Source organism: Streptomyces sp. NPDC053432, from assembly GCF_055585365.1.
Map to the genome: position 1 here is coordinate 348,409 of NZ_JBVJKF010000004.1, position 16,018 is coordinate 364,426.

Here is a 16,018-nt window from a genome sequence, read left to right on the forward strand (position 1 = left end):
GGCACCCGGCGAGTGTCGGACCATGCCAACCGACACCTCCCCCGGGGCCCTGCCGGCGCGGGCGCCCCTCGCGCCCGTGCCCGGCCGGCCCGTCCTCGACGTGGTGATCCCGGTGTTCAACGAGGAGAAGGACCTCGGCCCCTGTGTGCGCAGGCTGCACGAGCACCTCACCCGCACTTTCCCCTACCCCTTCCGGATCACGGTCGCCGACAACGCGAGCACCGACCGCACCCCCGACGTCGCGGCGGCGCTGGCGGGAAGCCTGGACGGCGTCCGGAGCGCGCGGCTGGAGGAGAAGGGCCGGGGCAGGGCCCTGCGCACCGTCTGGTCGGCCTCCGACGCCCCCGTCCTCGCATACATGGACGTGGACCTCTCCACCGACCTCAACGCGCTGCTGCCCCTGGTCGCCCCGCTGATCTCCGGGCACTCCGACCTCGCCATCGGCACCCGCCTCGCCCGCTCCTCGCGGGTGGTGCGGGGTGCGAAGCGCGAGTTCGTCTCCCGCGCCTACAACCTCCTCCTGCGTTCCTCCCTCGCCACCCGCTTCAGCGATGCCCAGTGCGGCTTCAAGGCCATCCGGCGGGACGTCGCGGAGCGGCTGCTGCCGCTGGTGGAGGACTCGGGCTGGTTCTTCGACACGGAGATGCTCGTGCTCGCCGAGCGGGCCGGGCTGCGGATCCACGAGGTCCCGGTGGACTGGGTCGACGACCCCGACTCCACCGTCCACATCGTCAGGACCGCCACCGAGGACCTCAAGGGTGTCTGGCGGGTCGGCAGGGCGCTGGCGGTGGGCGCGCTCCCGCTGGACAGGCTCGCCCGCCCCTTCGGCGACGACCCGCGCGACCGTGCGGCCCTGCCCGGGGTGGACGGCGGGCTGGCCCGCCAGCTCCTCGGCTTCTGCGCCGTCGGGGCCCTGTCCACCCTGCTCTACCTGCTCCTGTACTCCGCCTTCCGCGCCGGCACCGGCCCCCAGCTCGCCAACGGCGCGGCCCTGCTGCTCTCCGCCGTCGCGAACACCGCCGCCAACCGACGATTCACCTTCGGTGTGCGCGGCCGGGAGCGGGCCGTGCGTCACCAGGCCCAGGGGCTGGTGGTGTTCGCCATCGGACTCGCGCTGACCAGCGGCTCCCTCGCCGCCCTCGGAGCTGCCTCGGCAGATCCCGCGCACAGCACCGAACTGGCGGTGCTGATCACCGCGAACCTCGCCGCCACCGTGCTGCGTTTCCTGCTCTTCCGCGCCTGGGTCTTCCCCGAGCGCCGCGACACCCCCGTGAAGGACGACATTCGATGACCACGGCCGCACCCCCGCTCCACCCCGTCCCCGAGGCCCGGCCGCACGCCGGCCGGCACGCCGTCGACAGGCCCCGCTGGGAGCGGCCCGCCTTCGCCGGGCTGCTGATCGCCACCGCCGTGCTGCTGCTGTGGGACCTGGGCTCCTCCGGCTACGCCAACTCCTTCTACTCCGCGGCCGTGCAGGCGGGCGGTGAGAGCTGGAAGGCGTTCTTCTTCGGGTCCTCGGACGCCGGCAACTCGATCACCGTCGACAAGCCCCCGGCCGCGCTCTGGCCGATGATGCTGTCGGTCCGGCTGTTCGGGCTCGGCTCCTGGCAGATCCTCGTCCCGCAGGCCCTGATGGGCGTCGGTACGACGGCCGTGCTGTACGCCGCGGTCCGCCGCCAGTTCGGTCCCGGTGCGGCGCTGCTCAGCGGTGCGGCCTTCGCGCTCACGCCCGTCGCCGCCCTGATGTTCCGCTTCAACAACCCCGACGCGCTGCTGACGCTGCTGCTGACCGTCACCGTGTACTGCGTCCTGCGCGCCCTCGACGGGGCGCGTACCAAGTGGCTGGTCTGGGCGGGCGTCGCCGTCGGCTTCGCCTTCCTCACCAAGACCCTGCAGGCCTTCGTCATCCTGCCGCCGCTCGCCGTGGTGTACGCGGTCTGCGCCCCGACCCCGCTGCGCAGGCGGCTGGGCCAGCTGCTGCTCTCCGGGCTCGCGATGGTGGCGGCAGGCGGCTGGTGGGTGGCCGTCGTGGAGCTGTGGCCCGCCTCCTCCCGCCCGTACATCGGCGGTTCGCAGAACAACTCCTTCCTGGAGCTGACCCTCGGCTACAACGGCCTGGGCCGGATCAACGGCAACGAGACCGGCAGCGTCGGCGGCGGTATGCGCACGGGCGGCCCCGTAGGCGCCGGCGGCTACGGGCTGCCCGAGGGCGTGCCGGGCATGCGGGTCGGAGGCGGCGGCTGGGGTGAGACCGGCATCGACCGGCTGTTCTCCGGGAACGTCGGCGGTCAGATCTCCTGGCTGCTGCCGGCGGCCCTGGTGCTGCTGGTCGCCGGGCTGGTGGTCACCTGGCGGGCCCGCCGGGCCGCCGATTCGCTGGAGGGCATGGCACGGGCGGCGTTCCTGGTCTGGGGCGGCGCGCTGCTGATCACCGCGGTGGTGTTCAGCTTCATGCAGGGCATCTTCCACGAGTACTACACGGTGGCGCTGGCGCCGTTCGTGGCCGCGCTGGTCGGGATGGGCGTGGCCGTGCTGTGGGAGGAACGGGGAGGCAGGGCGGCCGTGCTCACCCTGTCCGGGGTGCTGGCCCTGACGGCGGTCTGGTCGTGGGTGCTGCTGGGCCGGGCCACCGGATACCTGCCGTGGCTGCGCTGGACGGTGCTGGTGGCGGGTCTGCTCGTGGCGGCGGCGCTGCCGTTCGCCGGGGCACTGGGGCGCCGGGGCGTCCAGGCGGTGGCGGCCGCCGGTCTGGGCGTGGCGCTGGCGGGGCCGTTCGCGTACTGCCTGACGACCGTGAGCACCGGGCACACGGGGTCGATCGTGACCGCCGGGCCGGCGGTGGCGGGCGGGCGGGGCGGACCGGGCGGGATGCGCTTCGGCCCGGGCGGCGAACAGTTCGGCGGCCAGGGAGGCCTGCCGGGCGGGATGCCGGGCGGGATGGCGCCCGGGGGCATGGCGCAGGGGGGTCCCGGCGGCCCTGGGGGTCCCGGTGGCATGGCCCAGGGCGGCATGCCGCAGGGTCAGGGCCAGGGCCGGAACGGTATGAGCGGACGCGGCTTCGAGCTGTTCGGCGGCGGTCAGGGAGGTCCCGGCGGGCTGCTGAACGGCGCCCGGGTCGGGGCCGAGGCCACGGCGGCCCTGCGGGCCGACGCCGGCAGGTACACCTGGGCGGCGGCCGCGGTCGGCTCCCAGAACGCGGCGAGCTACCAACTGGCCTCGGGCAGGCCGGTCATGGCGCTCGGCGGCTTCAACGGCAGCGACCCCTCGCCGACCCTGGAGCAGTTCAAGAAGTACGTGCGGGAAGGCAGGATCCACTACTTCATCGCCCAGGGCGGCACCACCGGAGCCGCCGAGGGAGGGGCCCGCGCCGGCGGCGGACCGGGCGGCGGTGGGCCCGGCGGCGGCACCAGCACCGCCATCGACAGCTGGGTCAGGGCCACCTTCAAGGCCACGACGGTCGGCGGCGCCACCTTCTACGACCTGACGGCCCCGGTGTCCGGAAACTCCTGATCCGGCCCCACCTGGGGAACACCCCCTAGCATCGACAGGACGGACCGGGCATTCCGGGCTGTACCACCTGTCATGAGGAGGGTGCCTCCATGATGACCGCGGCCGATTCCGGTGATGTCCGGGCCAGCGTGTGGCTGGCCGGCAGGTCGGCCGCACCGGCAAGACGCCGCAGCGAGGCACCCTCCGGGCTGGACCGCGAACGGATCACCGCCGCCACCGTACGGCTGCTCGACAGCGACGGGCTGGCCAGGTTCTCGATGCGGCGGCTGGCCGCCGGGCTCGGGGTCACCGCCATGTCCCTGTACTGGTACGTGGACACCAAGCACGATCTGCTCGAACTCGCCCTGGACAGCGCCCTCGGCGAGCTCGAGCCCCCGGCCGGGCCGGACGCGTCCGACGGCTGGGCCGGCCGGCTGCGGGCACTGGCCCGCGGCTACCGGCGGGTCCTGGCGGACCACCCCTGGGTGGCTCCGCTCACCGCCGCCTACCCGAACATCGGCCCGCACGCCCGGGCCTTCGACGCCGACATCCAGCGGCTGCTGGACGCGACCGGCCTGGTGGGCGCCGCCCGGACCGGCGCCCACCTGGCCGTCTCGCAGTTCCTGCACGGCTGCGGTGGCACGGTCCGGCGGGCGCCCGAGGGGGACTTCTGCCTCGCGCTCGACGTCCTGATCGCGGGAATCGAGGCGAAGGCCGCCGCTTAGGCCTTGACCGTCGTTCCGGCTTCGGCCGGAGCGGGCGAGGGGTCCTGCGAGGCCGCGGCCGGGGCGTGGGCGGCCGGCTTCGACTTCAGCGCGACCTCCTTGATGAAGAGCACCAGCACCAGGGAGAGCAGCGCGAACGGGGCTGCGTAGAGGAAGACGTCGCCCACGCCGTGCCCGTACGAGGACTCGACGACCGTGCGGATCGGCGCGGGGAGCTTGTCGAGGTCGGGGATCCCGCCACCGGCGGTGCCGCCCTGGCCCATGGCCGCCGCAGCCTTCGGGCCGAGCGCGGCGATCCCGTCCTGGACGTAGTGCGTCACCCGGTTGGCCATCACGGCGCCCAGCGCCGAGACGCCCATCGCACCGCCGAGCGAGCGGAAGAACGTCACGACCGAGCTGGCGGCGCCCAGGTCCTCGGGAGCCACCTGGTTCTGGGTGGCGAGGACCAGGTTCTGCATCATCATGCCGAGGCCGAGGCCGGTCAGCGCCATGTAGATCGCGATGTGCCAGTACGGCGTGTCGTAGCGCAGGGTGCCGAGCAGGCCCAGGCCGGCCGTCAGCAGGACGCCGCCGGAGACCAGCCAGGCCTTCCACCTACCGGTCTTGGTGATCACCTGACCGGAAACGGTGGAGGAGACGAAGAGTCCGCCGATCATCGGAATCGTGAGGATTCCGGACATCGTGGGGGACTCGCCACGGGCCAACTGGAAGAACTGGCTGAAAAACACGGTCCCCGAGAACATCGCGATGCCCACGAAGAGGGAGGCCGCCGAGGCGAGGCTGATGGTCTTGTTGCGGAACAGCCGCAGCGGGATGATCGGGTCGCTCGCACGGGACTCGACGAGGACGAAGAGCAGGCCGAGCAGCACCGCGCCGCCGGTCATCGTCCAGGTCTGCCAGGAGATCCACTCGTAGGAGCCGCCGGCCTGGGTGACCCAGATCAGCAGCAGCGAGACGGCGCCGCTGATCAGGAAGGCGCCCAGCCAGTCGACCTTGACGTCACGCCGGACGACGGGCAGGTGCAGCGTCCGCTGGAGCACGATCAGCGCGATCACCGCGAAGGGCACGCCGACGTAGAAGCACCAGCGCCAGCCCAGCCAGTCGGTGTCGGTGATGACGCCGCCGAGCAGCGGGCCGCCGACGGTGGCGACGGCGAAGACCGCGCCGAGGTAGCCGCTGTACCGGCCGCGCTCGCGCGGGGAGATCATCGCCGCCATCACGATCTGGGCGAGCGCGGACAGACCGCCGACGCCGATGCCCTGGACCACGCGGCAGGCGATGAGCGTGCCGGTGTTCTGGGACAGGCCGGCGACCACGGAGCCGAGGACGTAGATCACCAGGGATATCTGGACCAGCAGCTTCTTGCTGAAGAGGTCGGACAGCTTGCCCCACAACGGGGTCGCCGCCGTCATCGACAGCAGGGCGGCGGTGACGACCCAGGTGTAGGAGGACTGGGTGCCGCCGAGGTCGCTGATGATCTGGGGCAGGGCGTTGGAGACGATCGTCGAGGACAGGATCGCCACGAACATGCCGAGCATCAGCCCGGACAGCGCCTTCATGATCTGTGGGTGGGTCATGGACGGGGTGTTGTGGGAGGCGGCGGGTTCGGCGCCGGAGGCGGTGATGGACGTGCCGCCTGTCGGCTTCTCCGTCGTGGCCATGTGTTTCCTTCGGTCTAGAAGCTCGATCGGAGTCGGGCCAGCAGGGTGTTGAGTACGTCGATGTCCTCGGCGGACCAGTCGGCCAGCGCTCTTTCCAGCGCGGCCGTGTACCGGGCTCCGAGCTCGGCGAGGAGCGCGCGCCCGGACGGGGTGAGCCGCAGGATCCGGCAGCGCCCGTCCCCCGGGTCGGCCTCCCGCGCGATCCAGCCGCGTTCGGCGACGTGCGTGACGTGCCGGCTGGTCACGGAGATGTCGACGGCCATGAGCTCGGTCAGCCGGCTCAGCCGCATCTCGCCGTGCCGGTCGAGGACGGTGAGGACGGCGGCCGCGCCCGGCGGGCAGTCGGGGGGCAGGGCGCGGGCGAGGTCGCGCTTGACCGCGCCGATCCCGGTGAGCCGGCGGGCCAGCTCCTCGTACCGAGTGGTGGTGGTCACCGCACGCCCTCCCCATCTTGTTGCTTCAAGCAACCATAGAAGCGGATGGTTGCTACAGGCAAATGAATTCGGGGGTGGGGCGGTAAAGGAATCGGAAAACCCGCTAGGGTCCTGACCCATGGCTGCGAACCACAACTCACAGGGCCCCGAGGGCGACTACGACCCCGCGGGCAGCACTCAGATGTTCCGGGCGTTCGTGGAGGAGGCCGCGCCGGTCTCGCCGACGGGTGCGGGCTCCCGCAGGCAGCGCCGCGAGGGGCAGGCGCAGGCGCAGTCGGGGTCCCCGGCCGCGAAGATCGCGCTGGTGATCGCGCTCGTCGTCGTGATCGCCGCGGCTGCCTGGGTCGTCCTGAAGTAACGGCCGCCCTGAGCCGGCGGCACCGCGGGTGAGCGGCCCTGCAGGCCCCGAGGCGTTCGGCCGGGCTCCGGGGTCCGGAGGTGTTCAGCCGGGCTCCGGGTCCGGAGGCGCTCGGAGCCCGGAACCGGGCCCCGGGGCGCCAAGGCCGCGGAACCGGAGCCCGGGCCCTTATGGCCCCGGGGCGGGCCCCAGGCCCTCGCGGCCCCGAGGCGGGCCCCAGGCCCTCGCGGCCCCGGGGCGGGCTCCGGGCAGTCGAAGCCCCGAGGCGCTCAAAGCCCCGCGCCCGGTCTCAGTTCCAGGTGGCCGTGACCTTCTGGGTCTCCACGTGCATGCCCAGCGGCACCCGCCAGGCCTCCACGCACACCGTGTAGGTCTGGCTCTTCGAGCTGCCGCCGGCGATGGGCGCGGGCAGGGGCTGGGTGGTGGTGATCGTGGCCCAGTCGACGCCGAGGGCGCCGATGATGTGGGTCGCGAAGCTCACCGTGCCCGAACGGGTCGCCGTGGTGCCGGTGTTGGTGAAGGTGACGGTGACCCGCTCGCACCAGCGGTCGCCCGCGGCCGACCGGGTCGGCGTGGACAGCGTGAGCTTCGCGGGGGTCGTGGGCGGTGGCGGAGGCGTCGTGCCCGGCTCCGTCGGTGTGCCCCCACCCGGCCCGGGGGTGCTCCCCGGCCCCGACGGAGTGCCGGGCGCGGTGGTGGCCGAACCCTGGCCGGGGGTGCCCGCGGCGCCTCCGGGGCCGACGGGTGCCGCTCCGCCCGGGACCGAGCCGCCGGGGTACCCGGACCCCACCGGGCCGGCCGTCGTACCGGCGGACGCGCCGGCCGACGTACTCGCCGACGTACTCGCCGACGTGCCGGCGGAGACGGAGGCGTCGCCCGCCGCCGACGGGCCGCCGAGCTGCTGGAACTCCACGGCGCCCTGCGGTGCCACGTTCTCGCCGGCCCCCCGCTCGGGGCCGGGGGCGGCGGCGCCCACGGCAACGTACCCGTCCCGCGCCGGGCCCCCGCAGCCGGTGAGGGCGGCGACGGCCGTGCAGCAGCACAGGGCGAGGAGGGCGGCCGGGGTGGCCGTACGGGATCCCGTTCGCATCGCGCCAGTTTTACTGACGTTCCGTCAATTGGGAACCCGAACGGCCCATTGGGGCGCGGGTCGGGCCCGCGTCACTCTCCGATGAGACCCGCGCGCAGCTGCGCCAGCGTCCGCGTCAGCAGCCGCGAGACGTGCATCTGGGAGATGCCGACCTCCTCGCCGATCTGCGACTGGGTCATGTTCGCGAAGAACCTCAACATGATGATCTGCCGTTCCCTGGGCGGGAGTTTGGCGAGCAGCGGCTTGAGGGACTCGCGGTACTCGACGCCCTCGAGCGCGGTGTCCTCGTAACCGAGGCGGTCCGCGAGCGAGCCCTCGCCACCCTCGTCCTCGGGTGAGGGCGAGTCGAGCGAGGAGGCGGTGTACGCGTTGCCGACGGCAAGGCCGTCGACGACGTCCTCCTCCGAGACGCCGAGCACGGCGGCGAGCTCCGGCACGGTCGGCGACCGGTCCAGCTTCTGCGCGAGCTCGTCGCTGGCCTTGGTCAGCGCGAGGCGCAGCTCCTGGAGGCGGCGCGGGACGCGGACGGACCAGGAGGTGTCCCGAAAGAATCGTTTGATCTCGCCCACGACCGTCGGCATCGCGAACGTCGGGAACTCCACGCCGCGTTCGCAGTCGAACCGGTCGATCGCCTTGATCAGGCCGATCGTGCCGACCTGGACGATGTCCTCCATCGGCTCGTTGCGGCTGCGGAAGCGGGCCGCCGCGTACCGCACGAGCGGCAGGTTCAGCTCGATCAGGGTGTCGCGTACGTAGGCCCGTTCGGGGCTGTCCAGGTCCAGGGTGGCAAGTCGCTGGAAGAGGGAGCGGGAGAGAGTGCGGGTGTCGATGGCTTCCGAGCGGTTGGACACTGCCGGCTGCGGCGCGGCGCTCTTGACGAGCGTGAGCACCTTGGAGCTGCCCTGGTCTTCGGACATGCCACCCCCTTGAGGTCGCGGACGGTCGCGTACTGCGCGCCCGTCGGAGGAACGCAGCCTCCACCTGAATACCGGAGGCGGGGCTGCGGCAAACGCGGTTCCAGCAGAATGTCACATGTCGGCAACGCGCTGTAGCGTCATGTCGACATATGTCTCCAGCGACAGAACAGGTCAGAAGGGGATCGGCCGGTTCTGTCAGGAAAACGGGGGGATGATCTACACCCGTTCCGGTTACGCCTCGATCCTGTTTGCGGATCTCAGTCGGGCGAAGCTGCGGGCGAGCAGCCGGGAGACGTGCATCTGGGAAACGCCCAGCTCGGCGCTGATCTGGGACTGCGTCAGATTGTTGTAGTACCGCAGGAGCAGGATCCGCTGTTCGCGCTCGGGCAGTTGTACGAGGAGATGGCGTACGAGGTCCCGGTGCTCGACCCCGGCCAGCTCGGGGTCCTCGTACCCGAGGCGGTCGAGCAGCCCGGGCATCCCGTCGCCCTCCTGGGCCGCCTCCAGCGAGGTCGCGTGGTAGCTCCGCCCCGCCTCGATGCAGGACAGCACCTCGTCCTCGGTGATGCGCAGACGCTCGGCGATCTCGGGGGTGGTCGGGGTGCGGCCGTGGAGGGTGGTGAGGTCCTCGGTGGCCGCGTTGACCTGCACCCACAGCTCGTGGAGGCGGCGCGGGACGTGCACGGTTCGGACGTTGTCGCGGAAGTATCGTTTGATCTCGCCCACGACGGTCGGCATCGCGAAGGTCGGGAACTGCACGCCCCGGTCCGGGTCGAAGCGGTCGATGGCGTTGATCAGGCCGATGGTGCCGACCTGGACCACGTCCTCCATCGGCTCGTTGCGGCTGCGGAAGCGGGCGGCCGCGTAGCGGACGAGGGGGAGGTTGGCCTCGATGAGGGCCCCGCGCACCCGGTTGTGCTCGCTGGTGCCCGGTTCCAGGGCCTTCAGCTGCCCGAAGAGGACCTGGGTGAGGGCCCGGGTGTCCGCGCCCCGGCTCTGCGTCCGCTGCGCACCGGGTGTGGGTGCGTGCGGAGGCGGGGGCGTGGGCGCCTCCAGGGTGGCCCCCGGGGTGGCCCCCGGGGCGATCCCCGAAGTGGTCCCTGGGGCGGTCCCGTGGACGGCCCCAGGGACGGCACCCTGCATGGCCGCCGGGGGCGGTGTCGGGGGCTCGTCCTGCTGTGGCGGGACCTGGGGGTCCTGGTGCGGCTGGTGGGACGGGTGGGGTTGGTGGGTGCCCTGCTGAGGGTCCTGCTGAGGGGGCACCTGAGGCGCTGTACTGGCCGGCACGGTCACGCCACCCCTTCAGTCAACTTCAGTCAACGCATCCGTCAAAAGCGGTCATAGCATCACAAGAGATGTGCACTGTGTGCAAGCACCGTATATCGCCGTGTTGAGGGCAAGTTGGGCATATCGTGGCATTCCATCCGGCTGCAGGTACGCAAAAAACCCCCACCCGTCGGAGTGGGGGGCCGGAAGTCCGGGAACCGGTTCAGCGTACGGGTCAGCGCACCAGTTCGGTCATGAACTCGCCGATGCCGGAGGCCGCGTCCGATATCCCCTGGAAGCCGATTTCCACGATCTCGGCGGCCCTCTTCGGCTGGGTGATGATGACGAAGAGGACGAAGACGGTCAGGGCGCTCGTGATGAGCTTCTTGGTGTCCACGGGCGCACGGCCTCCCCAACCGGTCCTTTGTGAGTCGGGTGAGTCTAACCGGTCAGGATTGGGCACTCACCTGTCCTTTAAGGACCAATGACCCGGTGGGACGGGTCCTTTGCCGCTCGGGAGGCGGCAGGGCGGGGCGCATGCTTGTGGGGAGCCCACCGGTTCTGGCAGGAAACCGGTGGGTGAGGGACAGGGCCTCACTGCGGGGTCCGGGCCGCAAGCTTCCCCCTGACTGCGGCCCGGACTGGCAGGTTCCGTCCTCAACGGGGGAAGTGGCTTGTCCCCCCGATGCCACTTCCCCCGTCCCACACGTCGAAGGTCCCGGCCCCCGCGGTCGGGGCCTTCTTCGTGTGCGCGTTGTGCGCGTCCTGCGCCCGTCCCGCGCCCGCCGTTCTGCGTGCCCTACTCGATGCCGCCGGCCAGGTCGGCGATGGGCTGTACGGGGGCGATGACGGGCGCCAGCTGGTTGGGCAGCTCCATCAGCTGGTTGAGCTGGTTCGCGCCCTCGCTGAGCTTCGCGCCGATCTCCTGGACGGAGGCGGGCTGTGCGCCGGACGGCATGCCGGGGGCGGCCGTCGGCAGGTCGGGGAGGGAGAGCGGTGAGATCGGGGCGTCCGCGGCGGAGGCGGTGGGAGCGGCGAGGCCCGCGGCGGCCCCCGCGAGGGCGATGGCGGCGAGCATGCGCTGGGTCTTGGTCATGCCGTGACAACGGCCGAGCGGGCGGGCGGTCACGCCGGTGTCCTCCGGACAGCGGCGTGACCGCTGTCCTCCGGACAGGTCGGCGGCTCCTCCCGGGGCGCGGGCCGTGGACGGGTGCGGCGCCGCTGCCGGGGCTCTGCCCCGGACCCCGCGCATCGAACGTCCGCGGGGCCGGATTCGGTGGGCGCCGGGTGTGCCGGGCGGTGTGGGATGCGGCCCGGAGTACGCCGAGAGCCCCGTCCCTTGCGGGGCGGGGCTCTCGGTCAGAGCGGTAGTGGAGGGATTTGAACCCCCGATGGGTTGCCCCATACTCGCTTTCGAGGCGAGCTCCTTCGGCCACTCGGACACACTACCGAGATGGATCCTAGCCTACGGAGCGGCATCCTCTGAAATCGGCGTCCGGAGAGCCTGCCGAACCAGGTGAAACCAGGATCAAAGGGTGCGGAAGAAGTCCGTCAGCTGCCGGGCGCACTCCTCCGCGAGGACACCCCGGACCACCTCCGGCCGGTGGTTGAGCCTGCGGTCCCGTACGAGGTCCCACAGCGAGCCCGCGGCGCCCGCCTTGTCGTCGTCCGCGCCGTAGACGACCCGGGCGACGCGCGACTGCACGAGCGCGCCCGCGCACATCACGCACGGTTCCAGGGTCACCACGAGCGTGCACCCCGGAAGGCGCCACTCCCCGAGCGCGGCCGCCGCCCGCCGCAGCGCGACGACCTCGGCGTGCGCGGTCGGGTCGCCGGTCGCCTCGCGCTCGTTGTGGCCCGTGGCGAGGAGCTCCCCCGTCGGGCCGAGCACGACGGCGCCGACCGGCACATCGCCGGCCGGCACCGCCAGGGCGGCCTCCTGGAGCGCGAGGCGCATGGAGTCCCGCCAGGGATCCCGTACGGGATCCGGGGTGTGCGCGTACTGCATGTGGATCACTAGCGGACGGCCTCCAGGACCTCGGTGGCGCCGAGGGACTCGGCGATCTCCGAGAGGGCGTCCCCGTCGAGGGTCATGAGCTGCTTGTTGGTGACCCCGAGGTCGTCCAGCAGCCGGGGGTCGCCGAGCGGACCGGCCGGGGCCGGCTCGGAGCCGCTCCTGACCGCCTCGTCCTCGTCGGCGTCCTCGTCCGCGAAGGCGGACACGGAGTCCTCCTCGCCGTCCTCGGTGCCGTCCAGGTCGAGTTCGTCGAGTTCGTCGTCCTCCTCGTCGTTGCCCAGCAGCTCTTTGGTCAGCATCGAGCCGTAGGAGCTGCGGGCGGCCGCGGCGGCGTTCGATACGAAGTACCGCGGGTCCTCCTCGCCGTCCACGCGGACGACGCCGAACCAGGCGTCCTCCTGCTCGATGAGGGCGACCACCGTGTCGTCGTCGACAGCGGCGGAACGGGCGAGATCGATCAGATCACTGAGGGACTCGACGTCGTCGAGTTCCATGTCGCTCGCTTCCCACCCGTCTTCGGTGCGCGCGAGCAGTGCGGCGAAGTACACCGTGACTCTCCCACTGGTCTTAGGTGTGCCGGTTGGAGGTCCCCCCGGCCGGAGGTTGGGGCGGAACGGCGGTGGTGCGTCGTGCGGTGCTGCGGTGCTGCTGCGGTGCCGTCCGTGCCCCGCCCAATCGGCATCGTGGCAGAAACGGCGGCTTTGCGAGAGGTCTTCCGCGCTTGCGTCGTGCCGTGGCGCCTCACTGCGGGGGTCGTACGGGCTCCCCGCCGGGGCGTGTCGGCCTCGGGTGCGGCGCCCTCCCCGGGCCCTGCCCCGGGCCCCGCTCCCCAAACGCCGGAGGGGCCAGGATCCACCACCGGAGGGCGGGAGCGAGCTACCAGCGGAAGGTGCGCATGCGCATCTGCTGGCGCATGCGGGCCGCGCGGGCGCGGCGGGGCTGGACCCGGTCGCGCAGGGCCCGGGCCTCCATCAGGTCGCGCAGGAACTGGGCGCGGCGCGCTCGGCGCTGCGCGGCGGTCTCCGCGGATTCCGCCGGTTCCGCCGTGTCGTCGCTCGGCTGCGTTTCGGGCATCGGCCACCACCCCGTGCTGGTCGGTCGTCCCCCTCGCACCCACCTTCCCCCGAACAGTCCGTTTGATGCCACCCAAGTGCAGGTCAAGTGGGTCAGCGGGGGGAGGGCCAGGGGAGGGCCGCAGGCGCGGTCAGGAGTCCTCCGTGAGGGTCGGGACGACCGCCACCGGGCCGTGGGCGTGGTGCAGCACCGCGTGCGCCACCGAGCCGATCCGGAGGGACAGGGCCGTGCGCCTGGGATGGTGGCGGCCGACGACGATCAGGGCCGCCGACCGGGAGGCCGTGACGAGCCGGCCCGCCGGGTCGCCGGGGACGGCGGCCTGCTCGACGGGGACGTCCGGATACAGGGTCCGGAAGGGCGCCAGCCGCTCCGTCTGGGAGCGCAGCATCTCCAGCTCGGCCGGTACGGCGTCCTCCCCGTCCTCCGGCAGCCCCTCGGGCGGGATCACCACGAAGGGGGCGTCCACCACCATGGTCGGCGCGGGCGGGACGACGTACGCGGAGACCACCTGGACGGCGGTCCCCCGCGCGGCGGCCTCCGCGAAGGCGAAGGCCAGTACGTCGTCGGGGGTCTCGGAGGCGTGCAGGCCGAGCACGACCCGCCCCGCCGACTCCTCCGCCCCGGCTTCCGCGGCACGCTCCGCGTGCGGGACCACCACGACCGGGCAGGGCGCCACGGACGCCACGGCCCGGCTGTTCGAGCCCAGCAGCAGGCTGGCGAAGCCCCCGCGGCCGCGGGAGCCCATGACCAGCATCATGGCCTCCGAGCCGATCACGCGCAGGGCCTCGGGGACGGAGCCCTCCAGCGACTCGTACCGGACCCCCGCGGGCAGCTCGCCGCCGCTGCTGCCCAGCAGGGCCCGGATCCGCTCGTTCACGGGGTCGGTGTACTCCTCCGGCTCCGAGGCGTCGTGAAGCGAGGACCGGCGGCCGGCATACAACTGGGCCTCGTCGGGCAGGACATGGGCGATCAGCAGCTCCGTTCCGTGCCGGAGGGCCGCGGCCCGTGCCCATTCCAGGGCCTTGAGGCTGTGTTCGGATCCGTCGACGGCTGCGATCACGGGTGCCTGCGTCATCAGTCCAGCCTGCGGGGCGTGCGGCCGGTCCGCATCCGGGGCCGCCCGGGTGGCCGGGCCGGGAGTGCGGCCGCAGGGCGGCCGGGCGAGGGCGCGAACGGGCCCCGTCAGCGCGTAGCCTTTTGGGTGTGGGTCGCGTCTCGCGGCCGTTTTTGCAGGTCGCAGGCCGAATTTGGAGGATGTTGTGCGTTTGCAGGTAGTCGATCACCCCTTGGTGGCGCACAAGCTCACGACCCTGCGCGACAAGCGCACCGACTCGCCCACGTTCCGTCGGCTCGCCGACGAGCTCGTGACCCTGCTCGCGTACGAGGCCACGCGCGACGTGCGGACCGAGCAGGCCGACATCGAGACCCCGGTGGCTCCCACGACCGGCGTGAAGCTCTCGCACCCGCGTCCGCTGGTCGTGCCGATCCTGCGGGCCGGCCTCGGCATGCTCGACGGCATGGTGCGGCTGCTGCCGACGGCCGAGGTGGGCTTCCTGGGCATGGTCCGCAACGAGGAGACCCTGGAGGCCTCCACGTACGCCACGCGCATGCCCGAGGACCTCTCGGGCCGCCAGGTCTACGTCGTCGACCCGATGCTCGCCACCGGCGGCACGCTGGTCGCCGCGATCCAGGAGCTGATCAAGCGCGGCGCCGACGACGTGACGGCCGTGGTGCTGCTGGCCGCGCCGGAGGGCGTGGAGATCATGGAGCGCGAGCTGGCGGGCACGCCGGTGACGGTGGTGACGGCCGCGGTCGACGAGCGGCTCAACGAGCACGGCTACATCGTGCCGGGGCTGGGCGACGCGGGCGACCGCATGTACGGCTCGGCCGAGTAGGCCGCCCGGCCGGGCTACCGGTTCAGCACTTGACGGGCGCGGGCGCGGGGTTGGCCAGCAGGGCCAGCGCCTTGTCCGCGTCCTCCTTCTTGGTCAGCTCCGTGAAGGCGTCGCCCAGGATCAGGTCGATGTCCGCGCCCTCGCGGGTGTCGGTCTGCTGGGTGGCGCCGGCGAGCTGCGCGCCGAGTACGGAGTAGGCGGCCTTGTCGGTGGTGGGGGAACCCAGCAGTATCCCGGCGCCGGGGACCTTCTTGTCGAAGTCGGCGGGGGCGTTGCCCACCTTCCCGATGACGAAGCCGCGCTTCTGCAGTTCGTCGCCGACGGCCTTGGCGAGGCCGGCGCGCGGGGTCGCGTTGTAGACGTTGACGGTGATCTGGCCGGGCTGCGGGAGGACGACCGCCGGTTTCGGCGAGGCGGCGCCGGGGCCGCCCTTGGCGGCGGCGGCCGCCTTCTTCTTGCAGTCCTCGGCGGCCGCGGCCGCGTTCCGTTTGGCGGTGTCGCCCTGGAACACGTCGATGAGCTGCAGGGCTCCATAGCCGAGCAGGGCGAGCGCGAGGACCGAGCCGAACACGGCGAGGACGATCCGACGACGGCTCCGCTTACGGCTCATGCGAGGGTAGGCGGCTCCCGTGACGCGGTACTTTCCGCCCATGCCGGGGGGAGTGAGCATGCTCATGGGCGCAGCGTAGTGCCGCCCGGGGGCGATGCCCACTAAATGATCTGCTGATAGGTCAATCGAGACCCGAAAGGCGCAATCCGCCGCGAAGCGGTCAGTCCATTTCGAGGACGCGCGCGTGCAGCACCTGGCGCTGCTGGAGGGCCGCGCGCACGGCGCGGTGCAGCCCGTCCTCCAGGTAGAGGTCGCCCTGCCACTTCACGACGTGCGCGAAGAGGTCGCCGTAGAAGGTGGAGTCCTCGGCGAGCAGCGTCTCCAGGTCCAGCTGTCCCTTGGTCGTCACGAGCTGGTCCAGCCGGACCGGGCGCGGGGCGACGTCCGCCCACTGCCGGGTGGTTTCCCTGCCGTGGTCGGGGTACGGCCGTCCGCTTCCGATGCGCTTGAAGATCACACGGAAAGCCTACCGGGCCCGTGGC

Annotated in this window: 18 protein-coding genes and 1 tRNA gene; 5 read left to right on the forward strand and 14 right to left on the reverse strand. The window is 72.4% G+C overall.

Annotated features, from left to right (window positions below; genetic code table 11):
* The first annotated feature begins 22 nt into the window (after positions 1-22).
* The 3 genes from ACZ6Y1_RS09915 to ACZ6Y1_RS09925 all read left to right on the forward strand — a co-directional run bounded on the left by ACZ6Y1_RS09915 (position 23) and on the right by ACZ6Y1_RS09925 (position 4,214).
* Positions 23-1,291, forward strand: coding sequence for a bifunctional glycosyltransferase family 2/GtrA family protein (locus ACZ6Y1_RS09915; RefSeq protein WP_469625538.1), 1,269 nt, complete (start codon positions 23-25; stop codon positions 1,289-1,291).
* Positions 1,288-3,510 (forward strand): ArnT family glycosyltransferase, encoded by a 2,223-nt coding sequence (locus ACZ6Y1_RS09920; RefSeq protein WP_469625540.1) that lies wholly within the window; start codon positions 1,288-1,290, stop codon positions 3,508-3,510. The genes ACZ6Y1_RS09915 and ACZ6Y1_RS09920 overlap by 4 nt, the downstream gene beginning before the upstream one ends.
* 89 nt (positions 3,511-3,599) lie before the next feature.
* A complete protein-coding gene (locus ACZ6Y1_RS09925) occupies positions 3,600-4,214 on the forward strand; it encodes a TetR/AcrR family transcriptional regulator (protein WP_469625543.1) in 615 nt (204 codons plus the stop codon).
* Here the strand turns inward: ACZ6Y1_RS09925 and ACZ6Y1_RS09930 are convergent.
* Both ACZ6Y1_RS09930 and ACZ6Y1_RS09935 read right to left on the reverse strand, forming a co-directional pair.
* Positions 4,211-5,791 (reverse strand): MDR family MFS transporter, encoded by a 1,581-nt coding sequence (locus tag ACZ6Y1_RS09930; protein ID WP_469625746.1) that lies wholly within the window; start codon positions 5,789-5,791, stop codon positions 4,211-4,213. The genes ACZ6Y1_RS09925 and ACZ6Y1_RS09930 overlap by 4 nt on opposite strands.
* 98 nt (positions 5,792-5,889) lie before the next feature.
* Positions 5,890-6,309 (reverse strand): MarR family winged helix-turn-helix transcriptional regulator, encoded by a 420-nt coding sequence (locus ACZ6Y1_RS09935; protein ID WP_469625544.1) that lies wholly within the window; start codon positions 6,307-6,309, stop codon positions 5,890-5,892.
* A gap of 118 nt (positions 6,310-6,427) precedes the next feature.
* On the opposite strand from ACZ6Y1_RS09935, the gene ACZ6Y1_RS09940 reads away from it, so the two are divergent.
* A complete protein-coding gene (locus ACZ6Y1_RS09940) occupies positions 6,428-6,667 on the forward strand; it encodes a hypothetical protein (protein ID WP_469625546.1) in 240 nt (79 codons plus the stop codon).
* Positions 6,668-6,956: 289 nt separating this feature from the next.
* Here ACZ6Y1_RS09940 and ACZ6Y1_RS09945 read toward each other — a convergent pair whose 3' ends face one another.
* The 10 genes from ACZ6Y1_RS09945 to ACZ6Y1_RS09990 all read right to left on the reverse strand — a co-directional run bounded on the left by ACZ6Y1_RS09945 (position 6,957) and on the right by ACZ6Y1_RS09990 (position 14,106).
* Positions 6,957-7,757 carry a hypothetical protein gene (locus tag ACZ6Y1_RS09945; protein ID WP_469625548.1) on the reverse strand — a complete coding sequence of 267 codons (801 nt, stop codon included), beginning with the start codon at positions 7,755-7,757 and terminating at the stop codon, positions 6,957-6,959.
* A 71-nt stretch (positions 7,758-7,828) separates the two neighbouring features.
* Positions 7,829-8,674 carry an RNA polymerase sigma factor SigF gene (locus ACZ6Y1_RS09950; RefSeq protein WP_469625551.1) on the reverse strand — a complete coding sequence of 282 codons (846 nt, stop codon included), beginning with the start codon at positions 8,672-8,674 and terminating at the stop codon, positions 7,829-7,831.
* A gap of 231 nt (positions 8,675-8,905) precedes the next feature.
* On the reverse strand, positions 8,906-9,937 hold the full coding sequence (locus tag ACZ6Y1_RS09955; protein ID WP_469625553.1) for an RNA polymerase sigma factor SigF: 1,032 nt from the start codon (positions 9,935-9,937) through the stop codon (positions 8,906-8,908).
* A 238-nt stretch (positions 9,938-10,175) separates the two neighbouring features.
* Positions 10,176-10,337, reverse strand: coding sequence for a hypothetical protein (locus ACZ6Y1_RS09960; RefSeq protein ID WP_365172386.1), 162 nt, complete (start codon positions 10,335-10,337; stop codon positions 10,176-10,178).
* Positions 10,338-10,739: 402 nt separating this feature from the next.
* Positions 10,740-11,069, reverse strand: a complete 330-nt coding sequence (locus tag ACZ6Y1_RS09965) for a hypothetical protein (protein ID WP_469625556.1) — start codon at positions 11,067-11,069, stop codon at positions 10,740-10,742.
* A gap of 236 nt (positions 11,070-11,305) precedes the next feature.
* Positions 11,306-11,390 (reverse strand) — tRNA-Ser (locus tag ACZ6Y1_RS09970).
* Positions 11,391-11,468: 78 nt separating this feature from the next.
* Positions 11,469-11,948 (reverse strand): tRNA adenosine(34) deaminase TadA, encoded by a 480-nt coding sequence (gene tadA, locus ACZ6Y1_RS09975; RefSeq protein ID WP_469625748.1) that lies wholly within the window; start codon positions 11,946-11,948, stop codon positions 11,469-11,471.
* 8 nt (positions 11,949-11,956) lie between these two features.
* Positions 11,957-12,505 carry a tRNA adenosine deaminase-associated protein gene (locus ACZ6Y1_RS09980; protein WP_469625558.1) on the reverse strand — a complete coding sequence of 183 codons (549 nt, stop codon included), beginning with the start codon at positions 12,503-12,505 and terminating at the stop codon, positions 11,957-11,959.
* 328 nt (positions 12,506-12,833) lie between these two features.
* A complete protein-coding gene (locus ACZ6Y1_RS09985) occupies positions 12,834-13,031 on the reverse strand; it encodes a hypothetical protein (protein WP_469625560.1) in 198 nt (65 codons plus the stop codon).
* A gap of 130 nt (positions 13,032-13,161) precedes the next feature.
* Positions 13,162-14,106 carry a universal stress protein gene (locus ACZ6Y1_RS09990; RefSeq protein WP_469625563.1) on the reverse strand — a complete coding sequence of 315 codons (945 nt, stop codon included), beginning with the start codon at positions 14,104-14,106 and terminating at the stop codon, positions 13,162-13,164.
* A 184-nt stretch (positions 14,107-14,290) separates the two neighbouring features.
* Between ACZ6Y1_RS09990 and upp the strand changes: the two genes are divergently transcribed.
* Positions 14,291-14,926: a uracil phosphoribosyltransferase gene (upp, locus tag ACZ6Y1_RS09995; RefSeq protein ID WP_469625565.1), complete on the forward strand. Its 636-nt coding sequence runs from the start codon at positions 14,291-14,293 to the stop codon at positions 14,924-14,926.
* 22 nt (positions 14,927-14,948) lie between these two features.
* On the opposite strand, the gene ACZ6Y1_RS10000 is transcribed toward upp, so the two are convergent.
* Together ACZ6Y1_RS10000 and ACZ6Y1_RS10005 are read right to left on the reverse strand one after the other, a co-directional pair.
* Positions 14,949-15,602, reverse strand: coding sequence for a LytR C-terminal domain-containing protein (locus ACZ6Y1_RS10000; protein ID WP_469625567.1), 654 nt, complete (start codon positions 15,600-15,602; stop codon positions 14,949-14,951).
* A gap of 94 nt (positions 15,603-15,696) precedes the next feature.
* The gene (locus ACZ6Y1_RS10005) at positions 15,697-15,993 is read right to left on the reverse strand and encodes a type II toxin-antitoxin system VapB family antitoxin (protein ID WP_008740979.1); all 297 of its coding nucleotides are present in this window, start codon (positions 15,991-15,993) and stop codon (positions 15,697-15,699) included.
* Between the last annotated feature and the right edge of the window lie 25 nt (positions 15,994-16,018).